The sequence below is a fragment of the Streptomyces sp. NPDC045998 genome, from assembly GCF_056430285.1.
On the sequence record NZ_JBWKLJ010000001.1, the window covers coordinates 558950 to 579344 of the forward strand.

At 72.1% G+C, this 20395-nt stretch carries 15 protein-coding genes; 10 read left to right on the forward strand and 5 right to left on the reverse strand.

Going from position 1 to position 20395, the window contains the following annotated elements; genetic code table 11:
• Positions 1–117: 117 nt before the first annotated feature.
• From AC07FJ_RS02550 to AC07FJ_RS02565, 4 genes are all read left to right on the forward strand, one after another.
• Positions 118–1479 carry a glutamine synthetase family protein gene (locus AC07FJ_RS02550; RefSeq protein WP_361414276.1) on the forward strand — a complete coding sequence of 454 codons (1362 nt, stop codon included), beginning with the start codon at positions 118–120 and terminating at the stop codon, positions 1477–1479.
• 280 nt (positions 1480–1759) lie between these two features.
• The gene (locus tag AC07FJ_RS02555) at positions 1760–2329 is read left to right on the forward strand and encodes a TetR/AcrR family transcriptional regulator (RefSeq protein WP_479045259.1); all 570 of its coding nucleotides are present in this window, start codon (positions 1760–1762) and stop codon (positions 2327–2329) included.
• 64 nt (positions 2330–2393) lie between these two features.
• The gene (locus AC07FJ_RS02560; protein ID WP_479044477.1) at positions 2394–3578 is read left to right on the forward strand and encodes a GDSL-type esterase/lipase family protein; all 1185 of its coding nucleotides are present in this window, start codon (positions 2394–2396) and stop codon (positions 3576–3578) included.
• Positions 3579–3668: 90 nt separating this feature from the next.
• Positions 3669–4193: a DinB family protein gene (locus AC07FJ_RS02565; RefSeq protein WP_479044480.1), complete on the forward strand. Its 525-nt coding sequence runs from the start codon at positions 3669–3671 to the stop codon at positions 4191–4193.
• 19 nt (positions 4194–4212) lie between these two features.
• On the opposite strand, the gene AC07FJ_RS02570 is transcribed toward AC07FJ_RS02565, so the two are convergent.
• On the reverse strand, positions 4213–4644 hold the full coding sequence (locus tag AC07FJ_RS02570; protein WP_479044482.1) for a VOC family protein: 432 nt from the start codon (positions 4642–4644) through the stop codon (positions 4213–4215).
• 48 nt (positions 4645–4692) lie between these two features.
• The gene (locus AC07FJ_RS02575) at positions 4693–6747 is read right to left on the reverse strand and encodes a PIG-L family deacetylase (RefSeq protein ID WP_479044484.1); all 2055 of its coding nucleotides are present in this window, start codon (positions 6745–6747) and stop codon (positions 4693–4695) included.
• Positions 6748–7010: 263 nt separating this feature from the next.
• On the opposite strand from AC07FJ_RS02575, the gene AC07FJ_RS02580 reads away from it, so the two are divergent.
• A complete protein-coding gene (locus AC07FJ_RS02580; protein ID WP_479044486.1) occupies positions 7011–9992 on the forward strand; it encodes a bifunctional [glutamine synthetase] adenylyltransferase/[glutamine synthetase]-adenylyl-L-tyrosine phosphorylase in 2982 nt (993 codons plus the stop codon).
• On the opposite strand, the gene AC07FJ_RS02585 is transcribed toward AC07FJ_RS02580, so the two are convergent.
• Genes AC07FJ_RS02585 through AC07FJ_RS02595 form a run of 3 tightly spaced genes read right to left on the reverse strand, consistent with a single transcriptional unit; the run spans position 9977 to position 13769 of the window.
• Positions 9977–10900, reverse strand: coding sequence for a phosphatase PAP2 family protein (locus tag AC07FJ_RS02585; RefSeq protein WP_479044488.1), 924 nt, complete (start codon positions 10898–10900; stop codon positions 9977–9979). The genes AC07FJ_RS02580 and AC07FJ_RS02585 overlap by 16 nt on opposite strands.
• Before the next feature lie 36 nt (positions 10901–10936).
• Positions 10937–12016 (reverse strand): LacI family DNA-binding transcriptional regulator, encoded by a 1080-nt coding sequence (locus tag AC07FJ_RS02590; RefSeq protein ID WP_479044490.1) that lies wholly within the window; start codon positions 12014–12016, stop codon positions 10937–10939.
• A 25-nt stretch (positions 12017–12041) separates the two neighbouring features.
• Complete coding sequence (locus tag AC07FJ_RS02595) at positions 12042–13769, reverse strand: glycoside hydrolase family 13 protein (protein WP_479044493.1); 1728 nt, start codon at positions 13767–13769, stop codon at positions 12042–12044.
• A 342-nt stretch (positions 13770–14111) separates the two neighbouring features.
• Between AC07FJ_RS02595 and AC07FJ_RS02600 the strand changes: the two genes are divergently transcribed.
• The 5 genes from AC07FJ_RS02600 (at position 14112) to AC07FJ_RS02620 (ending at position 20120) form a co-directional block, all read left to right on the forward strand.
• Positions 14112–15383: an extracellular solute-binding protein gene (locus AC07FJ_RS02600; protein ID WP_479044495.1), complete on the forward strand. Its 1272-nt coding sequence runs from the start codon at positions 14112–14114 to the stop codon at positions 15381–15383.
• A 24-nt stretch (positions 15384–15407) separates the two neighbouring features.
• Positions 15408–16433 carry a carbohydrate ABC transporter permease gene (locus tag AC07FJ_RS02605; protein WP_479044497.1) on the forward strand — a complete coding sequence of 342 codons (1026 nt, stop codon included), beginning with the start codon at positions 15408–15410 and terminating at the stop codon, positions 16431–16433.
• Positions 16430–17317, forward strand: a complete 888-nt coding sequence (locus AC07FJ_RS02610) for a sugar ABC transporter permease (RefSeq protein ID WP_479044499.1) — start codon at positions 16430–16432, stop codon at positions 17315–17317. The genes AC07FJ_RS02605 and AC07FJ_RS02610 overlap by 4 nt, the downstream gene beginning before the upstream one ends.
• 83 nt (positions 17318–17400) lie before the next feature.
• The gene (locus AC07FJ_RS02615; RefSeq protein ID WP_479044501.1) at positions 17401–19062 is read left to right on the forward strand and encodes a glycoside hydrolase family 13 protein; all 1662 of its coding nucleotides are present in this window, start codon (positions 17401–17403) and stop codon (positions 19060–19062) included.
• Entirely contained in the window at positions 19047–20120 is a 1074-nt protein-coding gene (locus AC07FJ_RS02620) for a LacI family DNA-binding transcriptional regulator (RefSeq protein ID WP_479045261.1), read from the forward strand. Before AC07FJ_RS02615 ends, AC07FJ_RS02620 begins: the two co-directional genes overlap by 16 nt.
• The last annotated feature ends 275 nt before the right edge of the window (positions 20121–20395 follow it).

Consider the following 20395-nt stretch of genomic DNA (forward strand, 5'->3'; position numbering starts at 1 on the left):
CCCAGTCTGCGAGGCCACCGTTACGTACGCCACAGCCCGGCAGGCAGTATGGGTTCGCAACGTGCACGAAACCGTGTGGTGGCATGCTGGCCTGATCAGCGAGGATGGGTGTTGGAAATGGACAAGCAGCAGGAATTTGTGCTCCGCACGCTCGAGGAGCGCGACATCCGGTTCGTGCGCCTGTGGTTCACGGACGTGCTGGGCTTCCTGAAGTCGGTCGCCGTCGCCCCCGCCGAACTCGAACAGGCCTTCGATGAGGGGATCGGCTTCGACGGCTCGGCCATCGAGGGCTTCGCCCGGGTGTACGAGTCCGACATGATCGCCAAGCCGGACCCGGGCACGTTCCAGATCATCCCCTGGCGCGCCGAGGCCCCCGGCACCGCCCGGATGTTCTGCGACATCCTCATGCCCGACGGCTCGCCCTCCTTCGCCGACCCCCGCTACGTCCTCAAGCGCATCCTGGCCAAGACGTCCGACCTCGGGTTCACCTTCTACACCCACCCCGAGATCGAGTTCTTCCTGCTGAAGGACAAGCCGCTGGACGGCAGCAAGCCGGTTCCCGCCGACAACTCCGGCTACTTCGACCACACCCCGCAGAACGTCGGCATGGACTTCCGCCGCCAGGCGATCACCATGCTCGAATCGATGGGCATCTCCGTCGAGTTCAGCCACCACGAGGGCGCCCCGGGCCAGCAGGAGATCGACCTGCGGTACGCGGACGCGCTGTCGACCGCCGACAACATCATGACCTTCCGCCTGGTCATGAAGCAGGTCGCGCTGGAGCAGGGCGTCCAGGCCACCTTCATGCCGAAGCCGTTCTCCGAATACCCCGGCTCCGGCATGCACACCCACCTCTCGCTCTTCGAGGGCGACCGCAACGCCTTCTACGAGTCCGGCGCCGAGTACCAGCTCTCCAAGGTGGGACGTTCCTTCATCGCGGGCCTCCTGCGCCACGCGGCGGAGATCTCGGCCGTCACCAACCAGTGGGTCAACTCCTACAAGCGCATCTGGGGCGGCTCGGCCCGCACCGCCGGCTCCGGCGGCGAGGCCCCCTCCTACATCTGCTGGGGCCACAACAACCGCTCCGCCCTGATCCGCGTCCCCATGTACAAGCCCGGCAAGACCGGCTCCTCCCGCGTCGAGGTCCGCTCCGTCGACTCCGGCGCCAACCCCTACCTGGCGTACGCGGTCCTCCTCGCGGCCGGCCTCAAGGGCATCGAGGAGAACTACGAACTCGGCCCCGGCGCCGACGACGACGTCTGGGCCCTCTCCGACGCCGAACGCCGCGCGATGGGCATCGAGCCGCTCCCGCAGAACCTCGGCGAGGCGATCTCCCTGATGGAGCGCAGCGAGCTGGTCGCCGAGACGCTCGGCGAGCACGTCTTCGACTTCTTCCTCCGCAACAAGAAGCAGGAGTGGGAGGAGTACCGCAGCGAGGTCACGGCCTTCGAACTGCGGAAGAACCTGCCGGTGCTGTAAGCGCAGACGCGGTAGCGAGCGGTAACGACCACCCGGGCCGGCGGCACTCAGCCACTGGCCCGAAGTAGTCTCAACGGCCTTGGGCCGCCTGTGGGCCGTCCGGCGTGGAAGCGGCGGCTCTGCGGCCTGCTTGCCGCTCGGGCTCCTGTGCGGTCGCCGGCACCTACCCCACCCCGCCCCCTTCGGCAGAGTGCGCCAAACCTTCAGGCTATGCATCGTTTGCTATAGGCTATAGGTAGATGGCTTCTTGCTATAGGCGTACTGAGGGTAGGTGATGGCTGTGGTTCGCGCGGGACTGAGCCCGGAGCGGCTGACGCTCGCTGGTGCGGAACTCGCCGATGAGGCCGGTTTCGATCAGGTGACCCTGTCCGCGCTCGCCCGGGGTTTCGGCGTGAAGCAGGCGAGCCTGTACGCGCATGTGAAGAACTCCCACGACCTCAAGACCCGGATCGCGCTGTTCGCGCTGGAGGAACTCGCCGACCGGGTCGCCGACGCCGTGGCCGGGCGCGCGGGCAAGGACGCCCTGACGGCCTTCGCGAACGCCTACCGGGACTACGCCCGAGCGCACCCCGGCCGATACGAAGCGGCGCGGTACCGGCTCGACCCGCAGACCGCTGCGGCCAGCGCCGGCGTCCGGCACGCGCAGATGGCTCGGGCGATCCTGCGCGGCTACGAGCTGGCCGAGCCGGACCAGACACACGCGGTACGCATGCTGGGCAGCGTCTTCCACGGCTACGCCTCCCTGGAGGCAGCCGGCGGCTTCGACCACACCGAGATCTCCGCGCAGCAGTCCTGGGCCTGGACCTTGGACCGCCTCGACGCCGCACTGCGGAGCCGGTCCACCACCTGACCGGTCGCGTCACCCGCGACGGCTTCTTCACACCGACCCGACACCCCGCCCCAGGCTTGAGGCAATGAGCACCGAACAGCACCTGATCACCACCCCCGTCACCGCCGACTTCCTGCACGGACACCTCGAGGTGGAGGAGACCGCCCACGGCCTGCTGCCGCACCGGCTGCCCGCCGGGGCACGCCGCCAGATCCCCGACGCCCTGCTGGCCGTGGCCGAGGCTCAACCCTCAGGTGTCCGGCTGGCCTTCCGTACGAGCGCCACCACCATCCGCCTGGACACCCTGCCGACCAAACGCGTCTACCGGGGCTACCCGCCCCCGCCGGACGGCGTCTACGACCTCCTGGTCGACGGCCGCCTCACCGCCCAGGCCACCGTGGACGGCGGGAACCTGCGCACCATCACCGACATGCGGACCCAGACCGCGGAGTTCACCCCGGGCCCCGCCGGCACCGCCCACTTCACCGACCTCCCCTCCGGCGAGAAGGACATCGAGATCTGGCTCCCGCACACGGAGATCACCGAGGTCATCGCCCTGCGCACCGACGCCCCCGTCGAGCCGGCCCGGAAGACCGGTCGCCGGGTGTGGCTGCATCACGGCAGCTCCATCAGCCACGGATCCAACGCCGTCTTCCCCAGCACCATCTGGCCCGGGGTGGCCGCCTCCGCAGGCGATGTGGAGCTGATCAACCTCGGATTCGGCGGCAGTGCACTGGTCGACCCGTTCACCGCCCGCGCGATACGCGACACCCGTGCAGACCTGATCAGCCTCAAGCTCGGCATCAACGTCGTCAACAGCGACGCCATGCGCCTGCGCGCCTTCGCCCCCGCCGTCCACGGCCTCCTCGACACCATCCGCGAGGGCCACCCCACCATCCCCCTGCTCCTGGTCTCCCCCGTCCTGTGTCCGACCCACGAGAACACCCCCGGACCTCTCATGCCGGACCTCTCCAGCGGAACCCTGAAGTTCAAGGCCACCGGTGATCCGGCCGAGACCGCCGCCGGACGGCTGACGCTCACGATCGTCCGCGACGTCCTGGCCGACATCGTCAAGCAGCGGTCCGCCGAGGACCCCAACCTCCACTACCTCGACGGACTCGACCTCTACGGCGAGAGCGACCACGACGAGTTCCCCCTGCCGGACGGGCTCCACCCCGGCCCCGAAGGACACCGCCGCATCGGCGAGAACTTCGCCAGGCTCGTCTTCGCGAACAACGGGCCCTTCGCCCGGGAAGCGGCGGGCGCCTGACGCCGGACGCTCACGCGCGCCCCAACCCGCCGGTGCCGTCAGCGAAAAGCGGGTGCGCGCGCATCCCCGGCTTGGCTAGCGTGCGCGCCCATGACCTCTTCTCCTGTACGTCCCGTACGGCCCCCCTTCGACGCCGACGAGCGGACCCAGCTCGTCGGGTGGCTCGACACGCAGCGCGCCATCGTCCGGTGGAAGTGCGAGGGCCTCGCCGAGGCGGACGCGCACCGGGCCGTGCTGCCGCATTCGCCCCTCATGACCGTGGCCGGTGTCGTGTCGCACCTGCGGTGGGTGGAGCACGCCTGGTTCAAGGTGCTGTTCCTGGGCGAACCGGCCGACAGCAACCCGTCGTTCGACGAAAGCGAAGAGGACCTCGACATGAAGGTCGAGGGAGTGCCGCTCGCGCGGCTCCTGGAGGAGTACGAGCGGCAGTGCGAGGTCTCCAACGAGATCGTGGCGGCCCACGCCCTGGAGGAGACGGGACGCCACCCCGACTTCCGGTCCGGGCGGGCGAGCCTGCGGTGGATGCTCATCCACATGGTGGAGGAGACCGCACGGCACGCCGGGCACCTGGACGCGATGCGGGAACTGCTGGACGGGCAGAAGGGCTACTACTGACGCCCCCCGGCGCGCGGGGCTAGCGCTCCGAGAGCTCCGACGGGGCCTCCTGGACCGTCCAGCCGTTGCCGTCCGGGTCCTTGAAGAACATGAAGGAGTTCCAGGTCTCGCCCTTGCCCTCGGCCCAGCCCTCCGGGCCCACGTGCTGCACCGGGCTCACCTCCACCCCGCGCGAGACCAGCTCCGCGCGGGCCGCGTCGATGTCCGTGACGCACAGCTGGGGGCCCTGGAGCGACCCCGGGGCCATGGCCTTCTCGCCGGGGGCCAGCGGCATGCCGCTCTGCAGCGCGATCGAGCAGCGGGAGCCTGGTGGCGTCAGCTGGATGATGCGGATGCCCGGGGCCACCTCCGTGTCCAGGTCCACCTTGAAGCCGCACTTCGTGCCGTAGAAGTCCTTGGCCCGGTCCAGGTCGGTGACCGGGACGAGGACGACTTCGAGGGTCCAGTTCATGGACCGGGACCGTACTGGCCGCCGTCGGCCCGGGCAAGGACCCGGCCCTCACCTCTCCCAGGGCGTCCAGCGCAGCCGGCCGTCCAGGCCCAGGGCCGCGAAGCCGTACGGGGACGCCGCCGGGGCACCCGCGAAGAGACCGGAGCCGGGCGCGGGACGGCCCGCCGCGTCGAGCGGCGCCGTCCACAGCGCGCCGCCGCCTCCGCGCAGGGCCAGCCCCTCGCCGGACGCCGCCACCGCGCCGTAGCCGCCGCGGCCCCCGGTCCCGGTCCCGGTCCCGGTCCCGGCGCCGAGCACCGTCACGTCACCGCCCGCCGCGACGCGGGCCGAGCGCACCGCTCCCGAGTCCGGCTCGCGGAACCAGAGCCGTACGCCGTCGGCACCGTCCGGCGTGGCGCTCAGCGCCACCGTGGTCGGCGGCAGCCCGGTCGCCGCCGGGCCCGTCACCGGGGCGCCGGGGGCCGCCTGCGTCCAGGCCAGGACCGTCGTGGCCGTACCCGCGAAGACGTAGCCGCGGCCCGTCGCGTCGTTCACCGCCACCGGGTTGCCGTGCACCCCCTTCCCGCCCGCGGAACGCCACGGCGTCCACCCGCCGTCCGGCCGCTGCGACGTCACGCTCAGGCCGTGGCCCGCGTCCCGTACGTACACCGTCGCCCGGCCTTCCCGGTCCACCAGCACCGCCGGGACGCTGATGTCCGACGTGCCCGCGGCGTCGTCCGGGTCCGGCGTACCCAGGGAACGCCACGGCCCGAAAGCGCCCCCCGGTGCCGTCTGCACGGCGGTCACCACGTCACGGCGGTACGCCTCCGGGCGCTCGCCGCCCAGGTCCGTACGCGTGCCGAACACCGCGATCCGCCCGTCCGGGAGCCGGACGGACGTCACGCCGCCGTCCAGCCCCGCGCCCGCGTGGAGCACCGGGCCCGTCCACTCCGTCGTGGCCGTCCGGTGCCAGACCGCGAGGCGGCCGTCGAGGACGCCGAACGCGTACAGCTCACCGGGCCGGGGCCCCTGCCGCACCCACGTCGTCGACTCCGAGCGCGTGTAGCGGATGGACTGCGCCCAGCCGTGCCCGGCCGGCCGCGCGGCCACCTTGCGGTCGCCGCAACCGGCCGGGTCCTCGCAGTAGTCGGTGTGGTCCATCCACGCGTACGTCCTCAGCGAGCGCAGCTTCGCCTCGGTCGTCTCCGGGTCGAGCGCGTGCGGCAGGCCGCCGGTCGAGTACCCGAGGTAGTTCTGCACGGCGAACGGCGGGTGGCCCGGGGAGTCCGCGTACCGGGCCAGGGCCGCCTGCGCGAACCGCGCGCCGTACATGTGGTCCTGGTGGTCCGAGAGCTTGCCCGTACGGTCGTTGTGGCCGGGCGTCGGGTCCATCATCCGCACGAAGGTGGGGCGGAAGCGGTCGAGGAGGCCGGCGAGGGTCTCGACCGTCTCCTCCTTGCTGTACGAGAACTCCTCCCGCACCGGGGAACCGGCCGCCAGCTGCGACTCCAGCTCCTCGATCCGGCCGTCCCACAGGCCGTGCAGGCTGTGCGGGCGGTCGCCGGTGATGCTGCCCGCCTCGCGCAGCTGGAGCCAGACGAGGCTGACGTGCGGCTTGGCGCGCAGCGTGTCCAGCTCCGCGAGGCCGCCGCCGGCCGTGCGTATGGAGGTGCGGTCCCACGGGCTCGTGCGGTTGCCGGTCGCCATCTCGGCGTACGCGGCGCGGATGCCGTTCTGGCGCGCCTCGGCGTACGCCGCCTTGTCCGCGGGCGGGCGCGGGTCCTGGTGGCGGGCGTTGCGGCCGTCGGACTCGCCGGCCGTCAGGTAGACGGACGTCAGGCTCCGGCCGGTGGCGAGGGAGTGGCCGGTGTCCGGGTTCATGAAGAACAGGTCGTCGTCCGGGTGGGCCATGATCTGCACCACCGACTCCCCGGCCGTCCGCACCGGCTTCACCGCGTGCGCCTCCGGCACACCCCGGCTCGGCCAGTCGGACGCGCCCGAGGAACCGGCGGTGAACGCGAGCGTTCCGCCGGTGATGGCGGCGAGCACGGCGACGGGCGCGGCGAGGAACAGACGGCGGCGGGCGGGGCGACCGGCGGGGCGGGCAGCGGGGCGGCGGGGCATGGGCGAGGGCTTCCGTACGCGGAGGAATGGGCGAACCGGGGGAGAAGAGCGCGTTTGCCGTGATCGGGTTCATTGGGGGCGGTGTGCGGTCGGTCACGCCGACGGGCCGGTGCCGCCCGCTGCGCCGGTGCCTGCCGGTCCGCCGTCCCGGCCGGTGCCGCCCGCGGCCCTTGCCGCCGGCCGGAAGCCAGGTGCGTTCATGCCCCCGCCCGCCTGGGCCGATAGGCTCGGCGGCGACCCTTACTCGCGGTGGAGGGAGACCCATGACGGCGCCGGGGCGCAGGAGCAGTACCTTCACGCGGCTGCTGCGGCACGGGTTCACCGACCCCTCCGCCGCCGGGCGGCTGCTGGAGCTGCCGGTGCTCGCGGCCGTGCGCGAGAACCCGGTGCTCCTGGACGCGCTGGGCGCCACCGCCGATCCCGACCTCGCGCTGCGCGGGCTCGTACGCCTCGCCGAGGCGCAGGAGGACGGGCAGCTGCTGGCGACGCTGGTCGGCGCCAAGCCGCTGCGGGACCGGCTGCTCGGGGTGCTGGGGGCGTCCGAGGCGCTCGGCGACCACCTGGCGCGGCACCCGCAGGACTGGCGGGCGCTCGTCACGTACGAGGCGGCCGACCTGCACCCCGGGGTCACGGAGTTCGAGCGCGGGCTCGCCGGGGCCGACGACCCCGTGGCGCTGCGCGTGGCCTACCGCAGGTGCCTGCTGGCCATCGCCGCGCGCGACGTGTGCGGCACCATCGACGTGGCCGAGACCGCCGCCGAGCTCGCCGACCTCGCCACGGCCACCCTGCGCCGGGCGCTCGCCATCGCCGAGGCCGCCGCGCCCGAGGACGCCGCCGCGTGCCGGCTCGCCGTCATCGCGATGGGCAAGTGCGGCGGGAACGAGCTCAACTACGTCTCCGACGTCGACGTGATCTTCGTCGGGGAGGCGGCGGACGGCGGCGACGAGGGCAAGGCCCTCCAGGCCGCCACGCGGCTCGCCTCGCACCTCATGCGCATCTGCTCCGAGACGACCGTCGAGGGCGCCATCTGGCCGGTGGACGCCAACCTCCGGCCCGAGGGGCGCAACGGCCCGCTGGTGCGGACCCTGTCGAGCCACCTCGCGTACTACCAGCGCTGGGCGAAGACCTGGGAGTTCCAGGCCCTGCTGAAGGCGCGCCCGGTGGCGGGCGACGCCGAGCTGGGGGAGGCGTACATCGACGCCGTCTCCCCGCTGGTGTGGCAGGCCGCCGAGCGGGAGAACTTCGTCGCCGACGTCCAGAAGATGCGGCGCCGCGTGGTCGACAACATCCCGGTCGCCCAGGTCGACCGGGAACTGAAGCTCGGCCCCGGCGGCCTGCGGGACGTCGAGTTCGCGGTGCAGCTGCTGCAGCTGGTGCACGGGCGCAGCGACGCCACGCTGCGCAGCGGTACGACCCTGGAGGCCCTGAAGGCGCTGGCGGCCGGCGGGTACGTCGGACGGGTGGACGCGGCGCAGATGGACGAGGCGTACCGCTTCCTGCGCGCCATGGAGCACCGCATCCAGCTGTACCGGCTGCGCCGGACCCACCTGGTGCCGGAGGGCGAGGACGACCAGCGGCGGCTCGGGCGGTCGATGGGCATGCGGACCGACCCGGTGGCGGAGCTGAACCGGGAGTGGAAGCGGCACGCCGCCGTGGTGCGGCGGCTGCACGAGAAGCTGTTCTACCGGCCGCTGCTGGACGCCGTCGCGCAGCTCGCGCCCGGTGAGACGCGGCTGAGCGCCAAGGCGGCCGGGCAGCGGCTGGAGGCGCTTGGGTACGCCGATCCCGTCGCGGCCCTGCGCCACCTGGAGGCGCTGTCGTCCGGGGTCACCCGGAAGGCGGCGATCCAGCGGACGCTGCTGCCCGTGCTGCTGGGGTGGTTCGCGGACTCGGCGGATCCGGACGCGGGGCTGCTCGGCTTCCGCAAGGTGTCCGACGCGCTGGGCAAGACACCGTGGTACCTGCGGCTGCTGCGCGACGAGGGCGCGGCGGCGGAGAACCTCGCGCGGGTGCTGTCGGCCGGGCGGCTGGCGCCCGACCTGCTGCTGCGGGCCCCGGAGGCGGTGGCCATCCTGGGCGCGCCGGAGGGGCTGAAGCCGCGCCGCCGCGATCACCTGGAGCCGGAGATCCTCGCGGCGGTGGGCCGCGCCGACACCGCCGAGCAGGGTGTCGCCGTGGCCCGTGGCGTACGGCGCCGGGAGCTGTTCCGTACCGCCGCCGCCGACATCGTCGACTCGTACGGCACGGAGGACCGGCCCGCCGAGGTCGATCCGGGGGTGCTGGTCGACCGGGTCGGCGACGCGGTCACCGACCTGAACGCCGCGACCCTCGCCGGGGCCCTGCGTGCCGCCGTGCGCGAGCAGTGGGGCCAGACCCTGCCGACGAAGTTCGCCGTCATCGGCATGGGCCGCTTCGGCGGGCACGAGCTGGGGTACGGCTCCGACGCCGACGTGCTGTTCGTGCACGAGCCGCGCGAGGGCGTCGACGAGCAGGAGGCGGCCCGCGCGGCGAACGCCGTGGTCGCGGAGATGCGGCGGCTGCTCCAGCTGCCGACCGCCGACCCGCCGCTGCTGATCGACGCCGACCTGCGCCCCGAGGGCAAGAGCGGCCCGCTGGTGCGCACGCTCAAGTCGTACGAGGCGTACTACCGCCGCTGGTCGCTCGGCTGGGAGAGCCAGGCGCTGCTGCGGGCGGAGCCGATGGCGGGCGACCCGGAGCTCGGCCGCCGGTTCATCGAGCTGATCGACCCGCTGCGCTACCCGGCGGGCGGGCTGGACGAGGGCGCCGTACGCGAGATCCGCCGGCTCAAGGCGCGGATGGAGACCGAGCGGCTACCGCGCGGCGCCGACCCCACGCTCCACACCAAGCTGGGGCGCGGCGGCCTGTCCGACGTGGAGTGGACCGTGCAGCTGCTCCAGATGCGGCACGCGCGCGAGGTGCCCGCCCTGCGCACCACCCGCACGCGGCAGGCGCTGGCCGCCGCGCGCGAGGCGGGCCTCCTCGACGAGCACGACGCCCGGACGCTGGACGAGGCGTGGGTGCTGGCCACCCGGGTCCGCAACGGCGTGATGCTGGTACGCGGCCGGGCCGGCGACACCTTCCCCTCGGACGGGCGCGAACTGGCGGCCGTCGCCCGCTACCTCGGGTACGGCCCCGGGCACGTCGGCGAGATGGTCGAGGACTACCGCCGTACGACGCGCCGCGCGCGGGCCGTGGTGGAGGAGCTGTTCTACGGAGCGGCCTGAGCCTGAGGCGCCGCAGCCTGTGGGGCCGCAGCTTGGGGGACCGCGGCCTGGGGGACCGCACCACCGGTCACGGCCACGTAGCGGGGCAGGCGGTGCGGCACGCTGCCGTACCAGACGGACGCGAGCGCGTACCCGAAGGCGAGGCAGAGCAGGCCGCCGACCGCGTCCAGCCAGAAGTGGTTGGCGGTGGCGACGATGACCACCAGCGTGGCGACCGGGTAGAGGAAGCCGAGGATCCGCGCCCAGGGCGCCCGGGCCAGGGCGTAGATCGTCAGCCCGCACCACAGCGACCAGCCGATGTGCATCGACGGCATCGCGGCGTACTGGTTCGACATCTGCTTCAGGTCGCCGGAGGCCATCGACCCCCAGGTCTGGTGCACCAGGACCGTGTCGATGAATCTCTCGCTGGTCATCAGCCGCGGCGGCGCCAGCGGATACAGGTAGTAGCCGAGCAGGGCGACACCGGTGGTGGAGAACAGCACCAGGCGGGTGGCGGCGTACCGCCCCGGGTGCCAGCGGTAGAGCCAGACCAGGACGCCGATCGTCACGATGAAGTGGAGCGTGGCGTAGTAGTAGTTCATGCCCACGATGAGCCACGTCACGGAGTCGACGGCGTGGTTCACGGTCTTCTCGACCGCTATGCCGAGCGCCTGCTCGGCCCGCCAGATCCAGTCGGCGTTGCGCAGCGCCTCGGCCTTCTGCTCCGGTACGGCGTTGCGGATCGCCGAGTACGTGCCGTAACTGACCGCGATCAGCAGGATCTCGAACCAGATACGGGGGCGACGGGGGGCCCGCAGGCGCTCCAGGAGGGTCCGGCGCGGGGGCGCGGCCTGGGGGCGCTGCTCCTCGATGGGTGATGAGGGGGCCGTCGTACGGCCTTCCATTGTTCTCACTGTTGTGTCACCCATGGGCCAAGAGTCTGCCAGATATGTCCACTGCGTCGATCATCCGTCAGCCGGGTCCTCGCTGCCATCGCTGCCGTCGCCGCGCCGGTCCGCCCCCCGCCGGCCTTGGGGTCCGGAGGCCGTGGAGCCCCGGACGACGAGCTCGGGCATGAAGACGAACTCGCTGTGCGGGGCGGGGGTGCCGCCGATCTCCTCCAGCAGCGCGCGGACCGCCGCCTGGCCCATCGCCTGCACGGGCTGGCGGATGGTGGTCAGGGGCGGGTCCGTGAACGCTATGAGGGGGGAGTCGTCGAAGCCGACGACGGAGATGTCACGGGGGACGTGCAGGCCCCGCTGGCGCGCCGCGCGGATGGCGCCGAGCGCCATCATGTCGCTGGCGCAGACGACGGCGGTGCAGCCGCGCTCGATGAGCGCGGTCGCGGCGGCCTGGCCGCCCTCCAGGGTGTAGAGGGAGTGCTGGATGAGCTCCTCCGTCTCCTCCGGGGAGAGCCCGAGCCGCTCGCGCATGCCGCGCCGGAAGCCCTCGATCTTGCGGAGGACGGGGACGAAGCGCTTCGGCCCGACGGCGAGGCCGATCCGGGTGTGCCCGAGGGAGGCGAGGTGGGTGACGGCGAGCTGCATCGCGGCCCGGTCGTCGGGGGAGACGAAGGGGGCCTGCACCTTGGGCGAGAAACCGTTGATCAGGACGTACGGGACGCCCTTGCCGCGCAGCTGGTCGTAGCGCGTCATGTCGGCGGTGGTGTCGGCGTGCAGACCGGAGACGAAGATGATGCCGGAGACGCCGCGCTCGACGAGCATCTCGGTGAGCTCGTCCTCGGTGGAGCCGCCGGGCGTCTGGGTGGCGAGGACGGGGGTGTAGCCCTGGCGGGTCAGGGCCTGGCCGATGACCTGGGCGAGGGCCGGGAAGATCGGGTTCTCCAGCTCGGGCGTTATGAGCCCGACGAGCCCGGCGCTGCGCTGCCGCAGCCGCACGGGCCGTTCGTAACCGAGGACGTCGAGCGCGGCCAGCACGGACTGGCGGGTGGCCGCGGCCACACCCGGCTTGCCGTTGAGCACGCGGCTGACTGTGGCTTCGCTGACCCCCGCCTGGGCTGCGATGTCGGCTAGCCGCGCGGTCATAGGATGCGACTGTACCGGCCGCACGTCAGCTTGCCCACCAGACGCAGGAATCGGGGGCGAGGAGGACCGTCCGCCCGCTGTCGCCGGGCTCGGCGCCGTCCGGCAACTCGCGTGCCGGCGCGGGCACTTTGCCCTCGGCGGCCGCCCCGGACCCGGTCTGCGCGAAGTCGGCGCCCTGCGGCACGGGTGGCGCGCTCGCGAGCAGCAGCCGCCCCGGAACGGGCAGTTCCACCGGCTCGCCGCCGAGGTTCACCGTGCAGACGAAGACCGCGTCACCGGCGCGGCGGCGGAAGGCGAGCACACCGCGCGGCGCCGGGAGCCACTCCACGCCGTCGCCCGCGCCGAGGGCCGGGTGGGTGCGGCGCAGGGCGAGGGCGCCCCGGTAGAGCTCCAGCGTGGAGGCCGGGTCGCCGGTCTGGGCCTCGACGCTCAGGCCTCCCCAGGCGGCGGGCTGCGGGAGCCAGCTGCCGCCCGGCCCGAAGCCGTACGAGGGGCCCCCGGTGGTCCACGGGATCGGCACGCGGCAGCCGTCGCGCAGCCCGTCCTGGCCCTCGCCGCGCAGGAACGCCGGGTCCTGGCGCACATCGTCCGGCAGCTCCGTGACCTCGGGCAGCCCCAGCTCCTCGCCCTGGTAGAGGTAGACCGAGCCGGGCAGGGCCAGCATCAGCAGCGCGGCCGCCCGGGCCCGCCGCAGGCCCGCCTCGCCGTGGCCGTAGCGGGAGGGGTGGCGTACGACGTCGTGGTTGGAGAGGACCCAGGTGGTGGTGGCGCCCACCGAGGTGGTGGCGCGCAGGGAGTCGTCGATGACCCGGTGCAGGCAGTCGGCGTCCCACGGGCAGTTGAGGAACTGGAAGTTGAACGCCTGGTGGAGCTCGTCGGGGCGGACGTAGAGCGCGAGGCGCTCCGCCGACGGGGCCCACGCCTCGGCGACGCCGATGCGCTCGCCGTCGTAGGAGTCGAGCAGCCGCCGCCACGCGCGGTGGATCTCGTGGACGCCGTCCTGGTCGAAGAAGGGCAGCTGCTGGGTGCCGATCAGCCGGGCCTGCTCGCCGTGGCCGATGTCGGGCATGCCGGGCGCCTTCACCATGCCGTGCGCGACGTCGATGCGGAACCCGTCGACGCCCAGGTCCAGCCAGAACCGCAGCACCGAGTCGAACTCGGCCCGCACCTCCTCGTGGTCCCAGTTCAGGTCGGGCTGCTCGGGCGCGAAGAGGTGCAGGTACCAGGCGCCGTCCGGCACGCGGGTCCAGGCCGGGCCGCCGAAGACCGACTCCCAGTCGTTGGGCGGCAGCGAGCCGTCCGGGCCCCGGCCGGCGCGGAAGTGGTAGCGCTCGCGGCCCGTGCCCGCCAGCGCCTCCCGGAACCACGGGTGCCGGTCGGAGGTGTGGTTCGGGACGATGTCGACGATCACCCGCAGCCCCAGTTCGTGGGCCCGGCGCACCAGGTCGTCGGCGTCCGCGAGGTCGCCGAAGACGGGGTCGACGGCGCGGTAGTCGGCGACGTCGTACCCGCCGTCCGCCTGGGGCGAGGCGTAGAACGGCGTGAGCCACACGGCGTCCGCGCCCAGCTCCACCAGGTGCTCCAGCCGCTCCCGGGCGCCGCGCAGGTCGCCGATGCCGTCGCCGTCGCTGTCGGCGAAGGAGCGGACGTACACCTGGTAGATGACGGCGTCCCGCCACCACCCGGTTGCGGCGGCGCCGGCGAGGCACGCGTCCTCGGGTGCCTGGACGGGCGAGGTGAGCTCGTGGGGCATGCGCGGGTCCCTCTCGGTGGGCCGGGATGGGGGCTACGTACAGGCAACGAGGTGGGAGTGGGCGTGAAACGGTCCTGCAATGTGTCTGCAACGACTTCTGAAAAGGCTTGCAGAGGCTTCCAGGGGTCCGCAACCCATCCGTACGGGCGTGTCAAGCGATGTATCGGCAACTGTAGGGACACGCGAATGTAACGATCACCCGTGCTTGCAGAAAATTCCCGCAAGCTCTTTCGGCAAGTTTTCATCCCTGTTACGTTCCTGCCAGCCCGGCGCGCCGCGAGGGAGCGGTCGGCAGGAGGCGAGTACGCCTTCGTCTTCCCGGGATCAGTTGAAGGAGTTCACATGCGGCGTGGCATAGCGGCCACCGCGCTGGTCGCGGCCCTCGGCCTCACGATGGCGGCCTGCGGCGGCGGAGAGGGCGACGGCGGCAAGAAGAGCTCGGGCGAGCTCTCCGGCACCGTCACCTTCTGGGACACCGCGAACGAGGCGGAGAAGCCCACCTACAAGGCGCTGGCCGAGGGCTTCACCAAGCTGCACCCCAAGGTGAAGGTCAACTACGTCAGCGTGTCGTTCGGCGAGGCCAACGCCAAGTTCAAGAACGCCGCCGGCGGCAACTCCGGAGCGCCCGACGTGATGCGCACCGAGGTCGCCTGGGTCGCCGACTTCGCCAACCTGGGCTACCTCGCCCCGCTGGACGGCACCCGCGCCGTCGAGAACGAGGTCGACTGGCTGCCGCAGGCCGCCGCGTCCACCAAGTTCAACGGCAAGACCTACGCCGTGCCGCAGGTCATCGACACCATGGCGCTCTTCTACAACAAGAAGATGCTCAAGGACGCCGGCGTCGAGGTCCCGAAGAACATCGAGGAGCTCAAGGCCGCCTCCAAGAAGATCAGCGAGAAGTCGCCCGGCAAGACCGGCCTCTACCTCCGCGGCGACGACCCGTACTGGTTCCTCCCCTTCCTGTACGGCGAGGGCGGCGACATGGTCGACGCCAAGTCCAAGGCCGTCACCATCGACGACCCGGCGGGCGTCAAGGCGTTTGCGACCATCAAGGACCTGGTCGACTCGAAGGCGGCGATCACCGACGCCTCCGACGGCTGGAACAACATGCAGAACGCCTTCAAGTCCGGCAAGGTCGCGATGATGCTCAACGGCCCGTGGGCCATCGCCGACTCCCGCGCCGGCGCCGAGTTCAAGGACCCGGCCAACCTCGGCATCGCGCCCGTCCCGGCCGGCAGCGCCGCGCAGGGCTCCCCGCAGGGCGGCTGGAACCTCTCCGTCTACGCCGGGTCCAAGAACCTCGACGCGTCGTACGAGTTCGCCCGCTACATGAGCTCCGCCAAGGTCCAGCAGCAGACCACCGAGAAGCTCAGCCTGCTGCCGACCCGCCTGTCGGTCTACACGCAGCCGTCCGTCGCGGACAACGAGATGGTCAAGTTCTTCAAGCCCGCGGTCGACAAGGCCGTCGAGCGCCCCTGGATCCCGCAGGGCAACGCGCTCTTCGAGCCGATCCGCCTGCAGATGGCCAACGTCCTGGGCGGCAGGACCACCCCGGAGAAGGCCGCCCAGGAGACCGGCGACGCCTACCGCAAGATGCTCAAGGACTACAAGTAAGCAGTGAGAAGGGCTGACCGACCCATGGCTGTCGAGACCAGCCAGTCGGAGGCCACCGCCGCGGGCGCCCACAGCGCCCGCGGCCGCGGCCGCCGCACTGAGAAGACCCCCGGGCCCACGAGCCCGGGCCGGCTGCGCAGGGCGCTGACCACTCACTGGTACGCCTGGAGCATGGTCGCTCCGGTCGTCGCCGTGATCGGCGTGATCATCGGCTACCCGCTCGTGCGCGGCGTCTACCTGTCGCTCACCGACGCGAACGAAGCCAACGTCGAGCGCACGATCGGCGTCAACCACATTCCCGCGACGTACCAGTCCGTGGGTCTCGACAACTACAAGGCGATCCTCACCGACGGCGTCTTCTGGGACCGGCTCGGCTGGACCGTGGTGTGGACCGTCGCCTGCGTGTCGCTCTCCTTCACGCTCGGCCTGGCGCTGGCCACCCTGCTCAACCGGAAGATCAAGGGCCGCGCCTTCTACCGCATGGCCCTCGTCCTGCCGTGGGCCGTGCCCGCCTTCGTCTCCGTCTTCACCTGGAAGCTGCTCTTCAACGAGCGCAGCGGCGTGTTCAACAAGCTGCTCTCGGGCGGCGGCATCGACGCCGTCTCCTGGCTCAACGACCCGACCTGGGCGAAGATCTCCGTCATCGCCGTCAACGTCTGGATCGGCGTGCCCTTCATGCTGGTCGCCCTGCTCGGCGGGCTCCAGGCCATCCCCGGTGAGCTGTACGAGGCCGCCGAGATGGACGGCGCGACCCCCTGGCAACGGTTCCGCCACATCACGCTGCCCGGCCTGCGGCCGGTCTCCGCGACGGTCACGCTGCTCAGCTGCATCTGGACCTTCAACATGTTCCCGGTGATCTTCCTGCTGACCCGGGGCGGGCCCGGCGACGCCACCGAGATCCTCGTGACGTACGCCTACCGGCTCTCGTTCGTCGTCAGCCCGCGCGACTACGCGGCCTCCGCGGCCTGGGGCGTGGTGATCCTGCTGCTCCTGTCGCTCTTCGCGGTGGTCTACCGCCGTGCGCTCAAGAAGCAGGGAGACATGTGGTGAGCACCGCGACCAAGACCCCCGAGGTCTCCAAGACCGCCAAGGCCCGCAAGGTCCGCGGCCGCGAGGAGCGCTCCCCGCTGGCCTCCGTCGGCCTGCACCTGACGCTGCTGGCCGCCACCGTCATCGCGGTCTTCCCGCCGCTGTGGCTGGTCATCACCTCCTTCAAGCCGAAGACCGACGCCTTCGACACCTCGCTCGTCAAGAACTTCACCCTCGGGAACTACACCCACGTCGTCAACGACACCCAGTTCCTGTCCTGGCTCGGCAACTCGCTGATCGTCGTCGGCATCACCACCGTCGTCGGCGTCTTCATCTCCGCCACCACCGGGTACGCCGTCAGCCGCTTCCGCTTCCCGGGCCTGCGCCCGCTGATGTGGATGCTGCTGATCACCCAGATGTTCCCGGTCGCGGTGCTGATCGTGCCGCTGTACAACCTGCTCGCCTCGATGGGGCTGCTCAACCAGCCGGTCGGCCTGGTCGTCACGTACCTGACCGTCGCCGTGCCGTTCTGCGCCTGGATGATGAAGGGCTACTTCGACGGCATCCCGGCCGAGATCGACGAGGCGGGCCGGGTCGACGGACTGACCCCGTTCGGCACCTTCTGGCGGCTCATCATGCCGCTCGCCAAGCCCGGCCTCGCCGTCACGGCGTTCTACACCTTCATCACCGGCTGGGCCGAGGTCGCCTACGCCTCCGCCTTCATGACGGGCGAGGAGAACCTCACCCTCGCGGGCGGCCTGCAGACCTTCGTCAACCAGTACACCGCCGACTGGGGCTCGCTGACCGCCGCCGCCGTGCTCATCGCACTGCCCGCCGCCGTCATCTTCGGCCTCGTCCAGCGGCACCTGGTCTCCGGACTGACCGCCGGTGCCACCAAGTCCTGAACCTCCGTCCCGGTCTGCGGTGACCGGTCCGTGCCTGACACCGGACCGGTCACCGCTCCACTCCTTATGACTCCAGGGAAGACATGACCCAGCACCTCGCTGCCCCCGCCCCCTCCGCAACCGGCACCACCGGCACGCACACGGGCTGGTGGAGAGACGCGGTGATCTACCAGGTCTATCCGCGCAGCTTCGCCGACGGCAACGGCGACGGCATGGGCGACCTGGAAGGCATCCGCAGCCGGCTGCCGTACCTGAAGGAGCTCGGCGTCGACGCCGTCTGGCTCAGCCCCTTCTACGCCTCGCCGCAGGCCGACGCCGGCTACGACGTCGCCGACTACCGCGCCATCGACCCCATGTTCGGCTCCCTGCTGGACGCCGACGCGCTGATCCGCGACGCCCACGCGCTCGGCCTGCGCATCATCGTCGACCTCGTCCCCAACCACTCCTCCGACCAGCACGAGTGGTTCCAGCGCGCCCTGCGCGAGGGCCCCGGGTCGCCGCTGCGCGAGCGCTACCACTTCCGCAAGGGGAAGGGCGCCCACGGGGAACTGCCCCCGAACGACTGGGAGTCCATCTTCGGCGGCCCCGCCTGGACGCGCGTCGAGGACGGCGAGTGGTACCTGCACCTCTTCGCCCCCGAGCAGCCCGACTTCAACTGGGAACACCCCGCCGTACGCGACGAGTTCCGCTCCATCCTGCGCTTCTGGCTCGACATGGGCGTCGACGGCTTCCGCGTGGACGTCGCCCACGGGCTCGTCAAGGCCGACGGCCTGCCCGACATCGGCGCGCACGACCAGCTCAAGCTGCTCGGCAACGACGTGATGCCCTTCTTCGACCAGGACGGCGTCCACGAGATCTACCGCTCCTGGCGCCAGGTCCTGGAGGAGTACGACGGCGAGCGCGTGCTCGTCGCCGAGGCGTGGACCCCGACCGTCGAGCGCACCGCGAACTACGTGCGCCCCGACGAGATGCACCAGGCCTTCAACTTCCAGTACCTCGGCACCCACTGGGACGCCGCCGAGCTGCGCAAGGTCATCGACGCCTCGCTCGCCGCGATGCGCCCCGTCGGCGCCCCGACCACCTGGGTGCTGTCCAACCACGACGTGACCCGCCACGCCACCCGGTTCGCCAACCCGGCCGGCCTCGGCACCCAGCTGCGCACGCCCGGCGACCGGGAGCTCGGGCTGCGCCGGGCCCGCGCCGCCACCCTGCTGATGCTGGCGCTGCCCGGCTCCGCGTACGTCTACCAGGGCGAGGAGCTCGGCCTGCCGGACGTCACCGACCTGCCCGACGAGGTGCGCCAGGACCCGTCGTTCTTCCGCGCCACCGGCCAGGACGGCTTCCGCGACGGGTGCCGCGTGCCCATCCCGTGGACCGTGGACGGCTCGTCGTACGGCTTCGGCGCCGGCGGCAGCTGGCTCCCGCAGCCCGCGAGCTGGGCCGCCCTGAGCGTCGAGGCCCAGACCGGCGACCCGTCCTCGACGCTGGAGCTGTACCGCGCCGCGCTGGCGGTGCGCCGCGAGCAGCCGGGGCTGGGCGCGGGCGACGAGGTGGAGTGGCTGGACGCCCCCGAGGGGCTGCTGGCCTTCCGCCGCGACGGCTTCGTGTGCACGGCCAACACCACCGGCGAGGCGATACGCATCGAGGTGCCGGGCCGGATGCTGCTCGCCAGCGAGCGGGTGCGCACCAGCGTCGACGGCACCACCGAGGTACCCGCCGACACCACCGTCTGGTGGGCGGTGTGACGGCCTTCGTGCCGTCCGGTGAGCCGCGGGGCGACGGAGGAGGGGGCGCCCCGCGGCTCGCCGACATCGCGGCGCAGGCCGGTGTCAGCGAGGCCACCGTGAGCCGGGTCCTCAACGGCAAGGCGGGCGTCGCGGGCGGGACCCGCACCCGGGTGCTCGCCGCCCTCGACGTCCTCGGCTACGAACGGCCCGTACGGCTCAAGCGCCGCAGCGCCGGCCTGGTGGGGCTCGTCATCCCCGAGCTGACCAACCCCATCTTCCCGGCGTTCGCGCAGGTCATCGAGCAGGTGCTGGCGGCTCACGGCTACACCCCGGTGCTGTGTACGCAGATGCCGGGCGGTGCCACCGAGGACGAGCTCGTCGAGCAGCTGGAGGAGCGGGGCGTCACCGGCATCGTCTTCCTGTCCGGCCTGCACGCCGACTCCGCCGCCGACCCGGCCCGGTACGCCCGGCTGGCCGCGCGGGGCGTGCCGTTCGTGCTCATCAACGGCTTCAACGAGCACATCGACGCGCACTTCGTCTCGCCCGACGACCGCTCCGCCGCCCGCATGGCCGTACGGCACCTGGTGGAGCTCGGTCACGAGCGCATCGGCCTCGCCATCGGCCCCACCCGGTACGTGCCGTCGCGCCGCAAGGCCGAAGGCTTCACGGCGGCGCTGCGCGCGCTGCTGGGCCTCGGCCGCGAGGAGGTGGCACCGCTGGTGCGGTCCACGCTGTTCGGCGTCGAGGGCGGGCACGCGGCGGCGGCCGAGCTCCTCGACCAGGGCTGTACGGGGATCGTGTGCGGCAGCGACCTGATGGCGCTCGGCGCGATCCGCGCGGTGCGCGGGCGCGGGCTCGACGTGCCCGGGGACGTGTCGGTCGTCGGGTTCGACGACTCGCCGCTCATCGCGTTCACGGATCCGCCGCTGACCACGGTGCGCCAGCCGGTGCAGGCGATGGCGACGGCGGCGGTCGACGCGCTGCTGGAGGAGATCGACGGGAATCCGGTGCAGCGCACGGAGTTCGTCTTCCAGCCGGAGCTCGTGGTCCGGGGGTCGACCGCGCAGCGCCGGTAAGGGTGGTAACCGGCCCGGTCGGCCGGGCGCGTGGGAGCCCCGGGTTGACGGGGACCCTCGGCCGACCGGACCGGAGCGCTGGTTGAACGTAGCACCGCTGCAACTGCTTGCGAAAGAGCTTGCAGCGAGGACACCCGCGGATTTCCAGGGTGTAACCGGACTGTGTCCGAGGGGTTGACCGGAGGCCGGGCGGCTCGTACGGTCTCGACCGAAAACTGTTGCTGCTTTCTTGCAGCAAGAACCTTCAACTCCACAGGCCTTGCGGGCATGGCGCG

What these genes read in the sequence shown, in the direction of transcription:
- AC07FJ_RS02575 (WP_479044484.1), bottom strand. Translation starts at nt 6,747, where the DNA reads ATGCCCCGCCGCCCCGCTGCCCGCCCCGCCGGTCGCCCCGCCCGCCGC.
- AC07FJ_RS02570 (WP_479044482.1), bottom strand. Translation starts at nt 4,644, where the DNA reads ATGAACTGGACCCTCGAAGTCGTCCTCGTCCCGGTCACCGACCTGGAC.
- AC07FJ_RS02565 (WP_479044480.1), top strand. Translation starts at nt 3,669, where the DNA reads ATGACCTCTTCTCCTGTACGTCCCGTACGGCCCCCCTTCGACGCCGAC.
- AC07FJ_RS02615 (WP_479044501.1), top strand. Translation starts at nt 17,401, where the DNA reads ATGACCCAGCACCTCGCTGCCCCCGCCCCCTCCGCAACCGGCACCACC.
- AC07FJ_RS02580 (WP_479044486.1), top strand. Translation starts at nt 7,011, where the DNA reads ATGACGGCGCCGGGGCGCAGGAGCAGTACCTTCACGCGGCTGCTGCGG.
- AC07FJ_RS02595 (WP_479044493.1), bottom strand. Translation starts at nt 13,769, where the DNA reads ATGCCCCACGAGCTCACCTCGCCCGTCCAGGCACCCGAGGACGCGTGC.
- AC07FJ_RS02600 (WP_479044495.1), top strand. Translation starts at nt 14,112, where the DNA reads ATGCGGCGTGGCATAGCGGCCACCGCGCTGGTCGCGGCCCTCGGCCTC.
- AC07FJ_RS02605 (WP_479044497.1), top strand. Translation starts at nt 15,408, where the DNA reads ATGGCTGTCGAGACCAGCCAGTCGGAGGCCACCGCCGCGGGCGCCCAC.
- AC07FJ_RS02560 (WP_479044477.1), top strand. Translation starts at nt 2,394, where the DNA reads ATGAGCACCGAACAGCACCTGATCACCACCCCCGTCACCGCCGACTTC.
- AC07FJ_RS02590 (WP_479044490.1), bottom strand. Translation starts at nt 12,016, where the DNA reads ATGACCGCGCGGCTAGCCGACATCGCAGCCCAGGCGGGGGTCAGCGAA.
- AC07FJ_RS02585 (WP_479044488.1), bottom strand. Translation starts at nt 10,900, where the DNA reads ATGGGTGACACAACAGTGAGAACAATGGAAGGCCGTACGACGGCCCCC.
- AC07FJ_RS02550 (WP_361414276.1), top strand. Translation starts at nt 118, where the DNA reads ATGGACAAGCAGCAGGAATTTGTGCTCCGCACGCTCGAGGAGCGCGAC.